We start from the raw sequence: 12,114 nt of genomic DNA on the forward strand, positions 1-12,114 counted from the left end.
GGCTCACGCGGGCAGCCGGTCCAGCTGCTCGGCCACCACCGCGGCGACCTCCTCGGTGGCCTCCTCGAGCGACCCGCCGGCCGGCTCGGTGACGGCGCTGACCGCCACGCTGAACACGCCGTGGGCGCACCAGGCGAAGGCCGCCGGGCCCGGGACCCGGGTCGCCGGGTCGGGCCGGAGCACGGTGAGCAGCCGGCAGCCGTCGGGCAGCTCGGCCGGGTCGTGCTCGAGCGCGCCGGCGTAGTACACCGCGCCGTCGCCGGCGAGGTCCTCGGCGTAGGCGGCTGCGCCCGAGGCGTCGGCGAACTGGTCGACGAAGACGGTCGTGGCGCGCCCGCCGGGCGTTCCCCAGAACCGCTCCCAGCCGTGCAGGTAGCCGAAGTCCTCCAGCACCTGGCGCTCGTAGGCGGGGTCGTCGGCGTAGCCCGCGACGTCGTCGATCGACTTCTGCCCCGCCGGCGGGTCGACGTCGGCGTCGGGGACCCGGGCCAGGCCCGAGGGCACCTCCGGGACCACGAGGGAGGCCAGCTCGGCCGCGGTGCCGGGGGTGGCCGGCGCGGCCACGTCCGCCGCGGAGGAGGCGGCCTCGCCCTCGCCCTCGTCGTCCGCGGCCCCGGAGCCGCACGCGGCAGCGGCGGCGAGCACGGCGGCGAGCAGCGGGGCGGCCGGCCGCACGGACCGCCGCCGGCTCACCGACCGGTCCGGGGACCACCGCCCGCGGACGGCCCCGCGGGCTCGGCCAGCGCGGCGGCCACCAGCCGGTCGACCAGCTCCGGATAGGCCACGCCGCTGGCCGCCCACATCCGCGGGAACATCGAGATCGGGGTGAACCCGGGCATGGTGTTCACCTCGTTGATCACCAGCCGCTCCCGCCCGTCGGGACCGTCCCCGAGGAAGAAGTCGACCCGCGCCAGCCCGCGGCAGTCCATCGCCAGGTAGGCGCGGGTGGCCGTCGCCTGCACCAGCCGGGTCTGCTCCGGGGTCAGGTCGGCGGGCACGTCGAACTCGACGGCGTCCTCGAGGTACTTGGCGTCGAAGTCGTACCAGTCGGTGCCCGGCCGGAGCCGGATCTCGGCCGGCAGGCTGGCCTCCGGCAGGCCGCCGGGACGCCCGGCGAGCACCCCGCACTCGATCTCCCGGCCCGGGACGGCGGCCTCGACCACCACCTTGCGGTCGACCGCCGCGGCGGTCGCCACGGCCTCGGGGAACTGCGCCCAGTCGGTGACCTTGCTGATGCCGATGCTCGATCCGGCGCGGGAGGGCTTGACGAACACCGGCAGGCCCAGCCGCGCCCGGGCGGCCTCGTCCAGCACCGCCGGGTCCGGGCACAGCGCCCCGGAGGCGTCCCGGAGGACGACGTGGTCGCCCTGCGGCAGCCCGGCGGCGGCCAGCAGCTTCTTGGTGAACTCCTTGTCCATCGAGGCGGCGCTGGCGAAGACGCCGGACCCGACGTAGGGCAGGCCGCTCATCTCCAGCAGCCCCTGGATCGTGCCGTCCTCACCGTAGGCGCCGTGCAGCACCGGAAAGACGACGTCGACCTCGGTCAGCGGCGGCCCGACCGCGGCCGTCACGTCCAGCACGGCCAGCCCGCGGCCGGCCGGGTCGCCGACCAGCGACACCGCCGTCCCGCCGGTCACCTCGGGCAGCTCGCCACCGGCGATCGCCATCCGCTGACCGGGGTCGGGCAGCACCCACCGGCCGTCGCGCGCGATGCCCACCGGGACGACCTCGTAGCGGTCGGGGTCCAGGGCCGCGATGACGCTCCCGGCCGACACGCAGGAGATCGAGTGCTCGGCGCTGCGACCGCCGAACACCACCGCGACGCGCAGCTTCCGTGCCTGTCCGCTCATCGGCACGGACCCTAGTCGAGCGGCCCGCCACGGCTCGGACGGCCGGGTCCGTCCCGGTGTGGGAACCTCGTCGCCGATGTCCACCTCGCCCTCGTCCGAGCAGCCCGCTGCCGCGGCAGCCGCCGGTCCCGCGGGCGGGGACGGTGCCGGTCCGCCGGTCTCCCCCGGGCTGCGGCTGGCCGGCGCCGCCGTGCACGCCTACACCGCCCTCGGCACGGTCGTCGGCTTCGCCATCGTGATCGCGGCGATCGAGGGCGAGGTCGAGGCTGCGCTGTGGCTGGGGCTGGCGGCGCTGTTCATCGACGGCACCGACGGCATGCTGGCCCGCCGGGCCCGGGTCAAGCAGACGATGCCCTGGTTCGACGGGGCGCTGCTGGACAACATCGTCGACTACCTGACCTACGTCTTCGCACCGGTCGTCCTGCTGTGGACCACCGGCCACCTGCCCGAGGGCCCACCCGGGTGGCTGCTGGCGGCGCTGCCGCTGCTGGCGTCGAGCTACCAGTTCTGCCGCGTCGACGCGAAGACCGACGACCACACGTTCCTCGGCTTCCCGAGCTACTGGAACGTCGTCGCCTTCTACGTCATCGTGCTCGACGCGAGCGAGCCGGTCGTCGCGGTCGTCCTGATCGTCCTCTCGGTGCTGGTGTTCGTGCCGATCCGCTTCCTCTACCCCTCGCGCAGCGGCGTGCTGCGGACGCTGAGCCTGGCGCTGTCGGCGGTCTGGGCGGTCACGTACGCGGTCCTGCTGGTGCAGTACCCCGACCCCCACCCGCTGGTGGTCGCGGCGTCGCTGGCCTACGTCGTCTACTACTGGGGCGTGAGCCTGTGGATGACCGCGCGGGCGGCGAGCCGCCGCCGGGAGGAGCGCACCCCCGCCTGACGTGGGGTCAGTCGTGCCGGCGGGGGTCGCGCACGACGAGCTCGACGTTGCGGTCCTGCGGCCCGCCGGCCAGGCCGGAGCGCAGCCCGGCCCACGGCACGTTGGCCGACAACTCCCGGTGCAGCGAGGCCAGCGCCCGGGGATCGCGGGCGGCCGGGTCCAGCGCCTCCGGCGGCCGGGCCGGGCTGTCGTGGTCGAGCATCGTGCAGACCAGCGACAGCGTGCCGTCACCGTTGTCGAGGAACTCCACCAGCCGGGCCTGACCGGGCCAGTCGACGACGGCGCAGGTGGTCACCTCCCAGAACCCGCGGCCGGGCTCGGCGGGCGACAGCCAGGGGCGCACCTCGCTGACGTGGGTGTGCCCGTTGAGCCACAGGACGACGTTCGGGTGGCGGTGCAGCAGGTCGACCAGGTCGGGGCCGCCCAGCACGCCCGCCTCGCCGGCGGGGACGGCGCGGAAGGCCTCCGACCGGGTCAGCGTCGTGGAGCCGTGGTGGGACAGCAGCACCACCAGCCGGTCGGCGTTGCCGGTGGGAACACGGGTGCCATCGGCCTCGAGGTGGGAGGAGGAGACCTCCCGCAGCCGGTCGGTCAGCCACCGGGCCTGGACGGCGTCGACCGAGCCGGCGCTGCCTCCGGTGACGCGGGTGGTGTCCAGGCAGATGACGCGGATCCCCGGCAGCCCGTCCCAGGCGTAGTACGCCGTCCCGTCCCGGTAGTTCTCCGGGGTGAAACCGTGCCCCTCGGGCGTGCCGGGGTCCGCCAGGTGCGCGGCGACGAAGGACCGGCGGTCCACGATCCGCCGGTCCGCCAGCGGGACGACCCGCCGCGACGGCGCGGTGGTGAAGACCTCCGAGGAGTGCGTGAACAGCCGGACGGCGTCCTCCAGCGGGAGGTCCGGCGCGATCTCGACCGGCTTCTGGTCGGCCAGCAGGTACTCCTGCAGGGCGGGGGTGGGCACACCGACGCCCTGGATGAGCGCCTCGTGGTTGCCGTGGCAGCCCAGCCAGGGCAGCCGCAGCCCCTCGGCGGCGAACCCGGCGAAGGCCGCCTCCAGGAGGCCGGGCCGGTGGGGGAAGCCGTGCCGGTCACGGAAGAGGTCGGGCTCGCCCTCGACGTCGGGTCGCCAGAACAGGTCGTGCGGCCAGCCCGCCGCCTGCACGCCGTCGTAGGCGGTCAGGCCCGCGCCGGGGTACACGACGCCCCCGGCGAGCAGGTCCAGGTACAGCGACAGCTCGTTCCACTGGGCGTTGTCGATGGCGTCCCCGGTGGTCACGACCACCTGCAGCGGATGGCCGGTGCGCGGCCCGCCGGGGACGGCGTTGAGGGTGCGCACCAGCGCGTCGATCGCGTGCGCGGTGAGCGCCTCCTGCGGCCGCTGCATCGGCACCAGCGCCGCCATGCGCGGGTCGGCGGCGAACCGGTTGAAGAACTCGAAGCGGGCCGGGGAGCAGACGTCGGCCAGCTGCATGTCCGTCACGTGCGCGAGGCACGCGATCGACTCGACGCCGGTGCGCGGCGCCTCCCATGACCCGCCGACCAGCTCCCGGCGCACCCGGTGCGGCTCGCCGGGCTGCCAGGCCAGCGCGTGGTAGGGGCTGTCCCGGCCGATCCGCAGCACCTCACCGGCGCCCAGGACCCGGTCCAGCGTGGTGCGGCTCAGCGGGCACCTCCGACGGCGTTGCCCCCGTGCGCCGGGTCCAGCGCGATACCCCCGTGCGCCGGGTCCAGCGCGGCGTCCAGCGCGGCCGCCAGGTCGGCCACCACGTCGACGGTGTCCTCGATCCCGCAGGAGAACCGCACGAAGCCGGGCGGGACGGCGTCCCCGCCCCACTGCGCGCGGCGGTCGACCGTGCTGTGCAGGCCGCCGAAGCTGGTCGCGGCCGCCCACAACCGGGCGGTCACCAGCAGCCGGGCCACCGCCGCCTCGTCGGGCAGCACCGCCGAGACCACGCCGTGCGGGCGCAGCATCTGCCGCGCGGCGAGCGCCCGGGACGGGTCCCCGGCCAGCCACGGCCAGCGGACGCCGGTCACGCCGGGGTGCGCGGCCAGCAGCTCGGCGACGGCCCGGGCGGTCGCCGCCTGTCGGGCCAGCCGCAGGTCCAGCGTCGCCATGGAGCGGTGACCCAGCCACGCCTCGAACGGTCCCGGCGTGCCACCGGTGCGGTCGCGCCAGCCCTTGAGCCGGTCGTAGAGGGCGTCGTCGGTCGTGCTGACGTGCCCCAGCAGCAGGTCGCTGTGCCCGGTGAGCGCCTTGGTGTCCGAGCCGACCGTCATGTGCGCGCCGAGTGCCAGCGGCCGCTGGCCCAGCGGGGTGGCCGTGGTGTTGTCGACGGCGACGAGCGCACCGGCGTCGCGGGCGGCCGAGGCGACGGCGGCGATGTCGCACACGTCCAGCTGCGGGTTGCTCGGCGTCTCCAGCAGCACCAGCCGCGCCCCGCGCAGGCCGCCCCGCGCCGCGTACGCCTCGACCTCGGGGGTCGGCACGTAGGCGACCTCGAGCCCGAACCGGGTCAGCTCCTCGCCGCCGAGCACGCGGGTGGCGTAGTAGCCGTCGGAGGGCAGCACGACGCGGTCCCCCGCCGCGGTCACCGCGAGGACGGCGGCGCTGATGGCGGCCATCCCGGTCGCGAAGGACAGGCAGCGGCCGCCGTCGAGCTCGCCGAGGGCGCCCTCCAGCACCCGCAGCGTCGGGTGCTCGGTGCGGGCGTAGGCGTCGGCGCCGCTGGCCCGCGGCGGCCGGTCACCGAGGTGGAACGGGGCGGCGAAGACCGGGGAGGGACGCAGCGGCGCGCCGGGTACCGCCGGGTCCTCCCCCGCCCTGACCGACCGGGTGCCGTCGCCCCAGCCGGCGGGCACCGGGTCCCCCGTCACGCCGGTTCCGCCCCGTCCGTGCGCGGCCGCCGGCCTCCGGTCCCGGCCCCGCTCGGCCGGGCGCGCCGGGTCATTCCGGCTTGGCCTCTCGACTCATGATCTCCTTCACCATCTGCGCCGCGGTCACGCCCTCGTGGCACACCCGGACGACCGCCTCGGTGATCGGCATGTCGACCCCGTGCGCACGGCCCAGGTCCAGCACCGGCCGGCAGCTCTTCACGCCCTCGGCGGTCTGGCGGGTGCTGCGCTGCACCTCCTCCAGCGACATCCCCCGGCCCAGCTTCTCCCCGAAGGTGCGGTTGCGGGACAGCGGTGAGCTGCAGGTGGCCACGAGGTCGCCCAGACCGGCCAGCCCCGCGAAGGTGGTCAGCTCCGCCCCCAGCGCGGCCCCCAGGCGGGCGGTCTCGGCCAGCCCGCGGGTGATCAGGGACGCGCGGGTGTTGTCGCCGAACCCCATGCCCTCGGCGACGCCGCAGGCCAGCGCGATGACGTTCTTCACCGCCCCGCCGAGCTCGCAGCCGATCAGATCGGTGTTGGTGTACGGCCGGAAGTACGGCGTGTGGCAGGCGGCCTGGATCGCCGCCGCCCGCTCGTGGTCCGGACAGGCGATCACCGTGGCCGCGGGCTGCTCCTCGGCGATCTCCCGGGCGAGGTTGGGCCCCGACAGCACCGCGACGCGCTCCGGCCCGGCGCCGGTGACCTCGCAGATGACCTCGCTCATCCGCTTGGTGCTGCCCAGCTCGATGCCCTTCATCAGCGACAGCAGGCTCGCACCGGGCGGGAGCAGCGGCGCCCAGGCGGTGAGGTTGTCGCGCAGCGACTGCGAGGGCACGGCGAGCACCACGACGTCGGCGCCCTCGAGCGCCTCGGCTGCGTCGGTGGTGGCCCGCAGCGAGGCCGGCAGCCGGACGCCCGGCAGGTAGTCGGCGTTCTCGCCGTCGGCGGTGATGGCCGCGACGAGCTCGGACCGCCGGGCGTGCAGCGTCACCGCGCACCCGGCGTCGGCCAGCACCTTGGCGAACGTCGTCCCCCAGGACCCGGCGCCGAGCACGGCGGCCCGGGTCGCACCGGCCCCGCTCACGCCGCGGTCCCCGGCAGGTCGCCGGGCAGCCGGCGCTGCGGCCGCGGGGCGAAGCCCAGCGGCGCGGGCTCGCCGCGCAGCTCCGCGAGCTGGTCGCGCACCCGGCCCATGATCAGGTCGGTGGTCTCGCGCAGCAGGTCCGGCGTCAGGGGCCGGCCGGCCCGCACCTCGGCACGTACCGCCGTCAGGTCGACCGGCTCGCCGACCAGGTAGTCGGCGGGACGCCGGGGGCGCAGGTGCAGCTTCTTCGTGTGGTAGTCGTGCACCCGCTGCGGCCCCCACTGGGCGACCGGCACGACCGGGGCGTCGGAGGTGAGCGCCAGCCGGGCGACGCCGGTGCGCGACTGCATGGGCCACCAGTCCGGGTCGCGCGTGACCGAGCCCTCCGGGTAGATCACCACCAGGTTGCCCTCCTCGAGGTCGGTCCGTGCCAGGTCCAGCGACCGCGCGGCGTTCACCGAACCGCGGGCGACCGGGATCTGACCGGCCTGCCGCAGCAGGGTGCCGATGACGCCCCGGAAGACCGCGTCCTTGATGAGGAAGTGCGGCACGCGGCCGTGGTCCCAGGCCAGCCGGGCGCAGGCCAGCGGGTCCAGCACCGAGACGTGGTTGACGACCAGGAGCACCGGCCCCGTCGCCGGCAGCCGGTCCCCGTGCCGGTAGCGCAGCTTGTAGAGCAGCGACGCCGTCGGGTAGACCAGCACGACCGCCAGCCAGAGGGCGAACGGGAGGTGGCCCCGGGTCCGCCACTTCGACGGCCGCAGCGCCCGTCCACCCGCCGCATCCCGGGACGTCTCCTGGGTCACCGGCACCCCTCTCCCTCGCTGTGATCCCGGCCATGATCGCCCCTGGCCCCGCGCCGCCGTCCCACGGGGTCGCCCCCGTCCACCCCGAGTCACCCCCTGCCCGCCGCCGGCGGGGCGGCTGGTGTGCTGACATTGTGGCCGTGGAGTGGTCCGTCGTCGTCCCGGCCAAGCGGCTGACGGTGGCCAAGACCCGGCTGGCCCCCCTCACGGCGGGCGCGGGCGACCTGCACCGCGACCTGGTCCTCGCGCTGCTGGCCGACACCGTCGGCGCCGCGCTGGCCGCCGCGGACGGCCCCGCCGACGTGGCCGTCGTCGACGTCGTCGTGGTGACCGACGACCCGAGCGCAGCCGCCCTGGTCACCGCCCTCGGTGCGCGCACCGTGCCCGACGAGCCCGACCGCGGCCTCAACCCGGCCCTCGCGCACGGCGCGCGGGCCGCCCGAACCTCCGCCGTCGCGGCGCTGTCGTCGGACCTGCCCGCGCTGCGGCCCGGCGAGCTCACCGCGGCGCTGCGGGCGGCCGGCTCCGCCGCGCGGGGCCTGGTCGCCGACGCCGCGGGAACCGGCACCACCCTGCTGACCACCGTCGCCGGGGACCTCGGCCCGCAGTTCGGGCCCGGGTCGGCCGCGGCGCACGCCGCCGGCGGCGCCGTGCCGCTGGCCGGCGACTGGCCGGGCCTGCGCCGCGACGTGGACACCCCCGAGGACCTGGCCGAGGCGGTGCGGCTGGGTGCCGGACGCCACACCACGGCCCTGCTGCCCCGCCTGCCCCTGCCCGCACCCCCGCGCTGACCTGCGCGGGGGCGGCGCGGTCACTCGTCGTTCACCTTCCTGCGGCACGATGAGCGCGTGGCCGAGACGACGACCGAGAGCCCTGCGCCCACCCGCGCCGAGCTGCCCCCCGACCGCTTCCTCAACCGGGAGCTGTCGTGGCTGGACTTCAACGCGCGGGTGCTCGAGCTCGCCGAGGACGACGGAGCGCCGCTGCTGGAGCGGGTGAAGTTCCTCGCGATCTTCGCCAGCAACCTGGACGAGTTCTTCATGGTCCGGATCGCCGGCCTCAAGCGCCGGCAGAGCACCGGCCTGACGGTCCGCTCTCCGGACGGGCTGACCATCCGCGAGCAGCTGGCCCGGGTCACCGAGCGGACCCAGGAGCTGGTGCACCGGCACGCGGAGTGCTTCGCCGGCGACGTGCGGCCCCTGCTGGAGGAGGCCGGCATCCGCATCGTGCACTGGGACGAGCTGGCCGACAGCGACGCGTTGCGGCTGCGCGAGTACTTCCGCGACCAGGTCTTCCCCGTGCTGACCCCGCTCGCGGTCGACCCGGCGCACCCGTTCCCCTACATCAGCGGGCTGTCGCTCAACCTCGCCGTCTCCGTGCGCGACCCCGACACCGGCGCCCCCCGGTTCGCCCGGCTCAAGGTGCCCAACAACGTGCCCCGGTTCGTCCAGGTGGGCGCGGCCGACTCGCAGGCCACGTTCCTCCCGCTGGAGGACCTCATCGCCGCGCACCTGCCCCAGCTCTTCCCGGGCCTGGACGTGCTCGACCACCACGTGTTCCGCGTCACCCGCAACGCCGACCTCGAGGTGGAGGAGGACCGCGACGAGGACCTCCTGCAGGCCCTCGAGCGGGAGCTGGCGCGCCGCCGCTTCGGCCCGGCGGTGCGCCTGGAGGTCCACGAGACGATGGACCCGCGGATCCTCGACGTCCTGGTCTCCGAGCTCGAGGTCAGCCCGCAGGACGTCGTCACCGTCCCGGGCCTGCTGGACCTGGCCGCCCTGATGGCCCTGTACGACCTGGACCGGCCCGAGCTCAAGGACGAGCCGTTCGTCCCGGCCACCCACCCGCGGTTGAGCGAGGGCGAGACCCCCAAGAGCGTCTTCGCGACCCTCCGCGAGGGCGACGTGCTGGTGCACCACCCCTACCACTCGTTCGCCACGAGCGTGCAGCGGTTCATCGAGCAGGCGGCCGCAGACCCGGACGTGCTGGCCATCAAGCAGACGCTGTACCGGACGTCGGGTGACTCCCCGATCGTCAACGCGCTGATCGAGGCGGCGCAGGCCGGCAAGCAGGTCGTCGTCCTCGTCGAGATCAAGGCGCGCTTCGACGAGGAGGCCAACATCAGCTGGGCCCGCGAGCTGGAGCGCGCCGGCTGCCACGTCGTCTACGGGCTGGTGGGGCTGAAGACGCACTGCAAGACCGCGCTGGTGGTGCGGCGCGAGGGCGGCGTCATCCGCCGGTACTGCCACATCGGCACCGGGAACTACAACCCGAAGACCGCGCGGCTCTACGAGGACCTCGGCATCCTCACCGCCGACCCCCGGGTGGGCGCGGACCTCACCGACCTGTTCAACACCCTCACCGGCTACTCGCGGCAGACGACCTACCGCCAGCTCATGGTGGCGCCGCACAGCGTGCGCTCGGGGCTGGTGGAGAAGATCCGCCGCGAGACCCGGAACGTCACGGAGGGCCGCCCGGCGGGCATCCGCATCAAGGTGAACTCGCTGGTCGACGAGAAGGTGATCGACGCGCTCTACGACGCCTCCTGCGCGGGCGTGCCGGTCGAGCTGTTCATCCGCGGCATCTGCGCGCTGCGCCCGGGCCTCCCCGGCCTGTCGGAGAACATCCGGGTGCACTCGATCGTCGGTCGGTTCCTCGAGCACTCCCGCGTCTTCCACTTCCGCAACGCCGGCGAGGGCGAGTGGTGGATCGGCAGCGCCGACCTCATGCACCGCAACCTCGACCGCCGGGTGGAGGTGCTGCTGCGGGTGTGCGAGGACGGCGCCCAGCGGCAGCTGGAGGCGATGTTCGACTCCGCCATGGCCTCCGACGTGGGCTGCTGGCAGCTCGGCCCGGACGGCCGCTGGACCCGCCGCGAGGGCCGCGACCACCAGGCCGGGCTGGTCGCCGCCGTCGTCGAGCAGGTGGGCTGACGCGCCGGTGGGGACGACGGACACGGCAACCGAGCGGGTCGTCGCGGCGGCGGGCGGAGCCGTCTGGCGGCGGACCGGCGACGGCCGGATCGAGACCGCCGTGGTGCACCGGCCCCGCTACGACGACTGGTCGCTGCCCAAGGGCAAGCACGACGAGGGCGAGGCGCTCGTAGAGACCGCCGTCCGCGAGGTGAACGAGGAGACCGGGCTGGCCGTCGTCGTCGGCCGCCGCAGCCTGCGCACCCGCTACGCGGTCGAGGGCGGCACCAAGCAGGTCGACTACTGGCTGATGGAGGCCGTGGGCGGCGAGTTCGAGCCCGGCGACGAGACCGACGAGCTGCGCTGGCTCCCGGTCGACGACGCGGTCGCACTCGTGACCCACGGCCACGACCGCGCCGTGCTGGCCGACCTGGCGCGCACCGACGTCCCCCGCTCGCCCACGCTGCTGCTGGTGCGGCACGCGCGGGCCGGTTCCCGCTCGGAGTGGGACGGCGACGACGACCTGCGCCCCCTCGACGGCAAGGGCCGGCGCCAGGCCCGGCGGCTGGCCGGGGTCCTGCCGCTGTTCGCCCCGACGGCGGTGCTCTCGGCCGAGCGCACCCGGTGCCGCGAGACGGTCGAGCCGCTCGCCGAGGCGCTGGGCCTGCCGGTGCAGCCCCTGCCGGAGGTCGGCGAGGAGGAGTTCCAGGCCGACCCGCAGGCTGCGCTCGCCGCGGTCGAGCGGTTCCTCGAGCCGCGCCCGGCCCCCGGTGTCACCGTGGTGTGCAGCCAGGGCGGCGCCATCCCCTCGCTGCTCATGGCGCTCGGGGTCCGCTGGGCGGGCCTGGCCGGGGCGCTGTGGCCGCCGGCGTCCAAGGGCAGCACCTGGGTGCTGGGGGGCCGGCCCGGGGCGCTGCTGGCCGACTACTACCGCGACTTCGCCCCCGACCCGGACGCGGACGGCCCCGGCGTCCACGTCGGGTCACCGGCCGAGGGGCACCCCGCCCCCCACCACTCGCACGCCGGCGGCGGTCCGCCGCACGGGAGCGGGTGAGGGGCCGGGGGTCCTCCGGCCGTCAGCGTGCCGGCAGGGCGGCCGGCTTCCAGGCCGGACGGGCGGCCTCGAAGGCCTCGATGTCGGCCAGGTGCCGCTCGGTGAGGCCGACGTCGTCCAGGCCCTCCAGCAGCCGCCAGCGGGTGTAGTCGTCGATCTCGAACGGCACGGTGCGCTGCTCTCCCCCGCCCGCCCGGTACCGGACCTCCTTGGCCTGCAGGTCGACGGTGACCTCGGTCGCGGGGTCGGCCTCGGCGGCCGCCCACAGCGCCTCCACGTCCTGCTGGGGCAGGAGCACGGTGAGCAGTCCGGCCTTGGTCGAGTTGTTGCGGAAGATGTCGGCGAACCGCGAGCTGATGACCGCGCGGAAGCCGCCGTCCATCAGCGCCCAGACGGCGTGCTCGCGGGAGGAACCGGTGCCGAAGTCCGGTCCGGCCACGAGCACCGAGGCGCCCTGGTACTGCGGCTGGTTGAGCACGAAGTCGGGCTCGTTGGTCCGCCAGGCCTCGAACAGGCCGTCCTCGAAGCCGGTGCGGGTGATCCGCTTGAGGTAGACCGCCGGGATGATCTGGTCGGTGTCGACGTTGCTGCGGCGCAGCGGTGCGACGGTGCCGGTGTGGGTGGTGAAGGCGTCCATGTCGGGAACTCCGGGGG

General features: G+C 75.5%; 11 protein-coding genes. 4 read left to right on the plus strand and 7 right to left on the minus strand.

Going from position 1 to position 12,114, the window contains the following annotated elements; translation table 11 throughout:
* Window positions 1-3: 3 nt before the first annotated feature.
* Both ACK586_RS07085 and ACK586_RS07090 read right to left on the minus strand, forming a co-directional pair.
* Window positions 4-693 (minus strand): hypothetical protein, encoded by a 690-nt coding sequence (locus ACK586_RS07085; protein WP_409329756.1) that lies wholly within the window; start codon window positions 691-693, stop codon window positions 4-6.
* The gene (locus ACK586_RS07090; RefSeq protein ID WP_409329757.1) at window positions 690-1,850 is read right to left on the minus strand and encodes a D-alanine--D-alanine ligase family protein; all 1,161 of its coding nucleotides are present in this window, start codon (window positions 1,848-1,850) and stop codon (window positions 690-692) included. Before ACK586_RS07090 ends, ACK586_RS07085 begins: the two co-directional genes overlap by 4 nt.
* Before the next feature lie 76 nt (window positions 1,851-1,926).
* Here ACK586_RS07090 and ACK586_RS07095 point away from each other — a divergent pair, with 76 nt between their 5' ends.
* On the plus strand, window positions 1,927-2,733 hold the full coding sequence (locus tag ACK586_RS07095; RefSeq protein WP_409329758.1) for a CDP-alcohol phosphatidyltransferase family protein: 807 nt from the start codon (window positions 1,927-1,929) through the stop codon (window positions 2,731-2,733).
* 7 nt (window positions 2,734-2,740) lie between these two features.
* On the opposite strand, the gene ACK586_RS07100 is transcribed toward ACK586_RS07095, so the two are convergent.
* The 4 genes from ACK586_RS07100 to ACK586_RS07115 all read right to left on the minus strand — a co-directional run bounded on the left by ACK586_RS07100 (window position 2,741) and on the right by ACK586_RS07115 (window position 7,494).
* A complete protein-coding gene (locus ACK586_RS07100; RefSeq protein WP_409329759.1) occupies window positions 2,741-4,354 on the minus strand; it encodes a TIGR03767 family metallophosphoesterase in 1,614 nt (537 codons plus the stop codon).
* 38 nt (window positions 4,355-4,392) lie between these two features.
* A complete protein-coding gene (locus ACK586_RS07105; protein ID WP_409329760.1) occupies window positions 4,393-5,607 on the minus strand; it encodes a cystathionine gamma-lyase in 1,215 nt (404 codons plus the stop codon).
* 70 nt (window positions 5,608-5,677) lie between these two features.
* Window positions 5,678-6,688 carry an NAD(P)H-dependent glycerol-3-phosphate dehydrogenase gene (locus ACK586_RS07110; RefSeq protein ID WP_409329761.1) on the minus strand — a complete coding sequence of 337 codons (1,011 nt, stop codon included), beginning with the start codon at window positions 6,686-6,688 and terminating at the stop codon, window positions 5,678-5,680.
* Entirely contained in the window at window positions 6,685-7,494 is an 810-nt protein-coding gene (locus ACK586_RS07115; protein WP_409329762.1) for a lysophospholipid acyltransferase family protein, read from the minus strand. Before ACK586_RS07115 ends, ACK586_RS07110 begins: the two co-directional genes overlap by 4 nt.
* 140 nt (window positions 7,495-7,634) lie before the next feature.
* On the opposite strand from ACK586_RS07115, the gene cofC reads away from it, so the two are divergent.
* Genes cofC through ACK586_RS07130 form a run of 3 tightly spaced genes read left to right on the plus strand, consistent with a single transcriptional unit; the run spans window position 7,635 to window position 11,460 of the window.
* Window positions 7,635-8,285 carry a 2-phospho-L-lactate guanylyltransferase gene (cofC, locus tag ACK586_RS07120; RefSeq protein WP_409329763.1) on the plus strand — a complete coding sequence of 217 codons (651 nt, stop codon included), beginning with the start codon at window positions 7,635-7,637 and terminating at the stop codon, window positions 8,283-8,285.
* 57 nt (window positions 8,286-8,342) lie between these two features.
* The gene (locus tag ACK586_RS07125; RefSeq protein ID WP_409329764.1) at window positions 8,343-10,427 is read left to right on the plus strand and encodes an RNA degradosome polyphosphate kinase; all 2,085 of its coding nucleotides are present in this window, start codon (window positions 8,343-8,345) and stop codon (window positions 10,425-10,427) included.
* A gap of 7 nt (window positions 10,428-10,434) precedes the next feature.
* Window positions 10,435-11,460 carry an NUDIX hydrolase gene (locus ACK586_RS07130; protein ID WP_409329765.1) on the plus strand — a complete coding sequence of 342 codons (1,026 nt, stop codon included), beginning with the start codon at window positions 10,435-10,437 and terminating at the stop codon, window positions 11,458-11,460.
* 22 nt (window positions 11,461-11,482) lie between these two features.
* Here the strand turns inward: ACK586_RS07130 and leuD are convergent, their stop codons facing one another.
* A complete protein-coding gene (gene leuD, locus ACK586_RS07135) occupies window positions 11,483-12,097 on the minus strand; it encodes a 3-isopropylmalate dehydratase small subunit (RefSeq protein ID WP_409329766.1) in 615 nt (204 codons plus the stop codon).
* Window positions 12,098-12,114 lie beyond the last annotated feature (17 nt).

The sequence above is a fragment of the Trujillonella humicola genome (assembly GCF_046233715.1).
In the GTDB taxonomy this organism is placed as follows: domain Bacteria; phylum Actinomycetota; class Actinomycetes; order Mycobacteriales; family Geodermatophilaceae; genus Trujillonella; species Trujillonella humicola.

Excerpts from the sequence above, each read along its gene's own strand:
- ACK586_RS07095 (WP_409329758.1), top strand. The coding sequence starts at position 1,927 with ATGTCCACCTCGCCCTCGTCCGAGCAGCCCGCTGCCGCGGCAGCCGCC.
- leuD (WP_409329766.1), bottom strand. The coding sequence starts at position 12,097 with ATGGACGCCTTCACCACCCACACCGGCACCGTCGCACCGCTGCGCCGC.
- ACK586_RS07090 (WP_409329757.1), bottom strand. The coding sequence starts at position 1,850 with ATGAGCGGACAGGCACGGAAGCTGCGCGTCGCGGTGGTGTTCGGCGGT.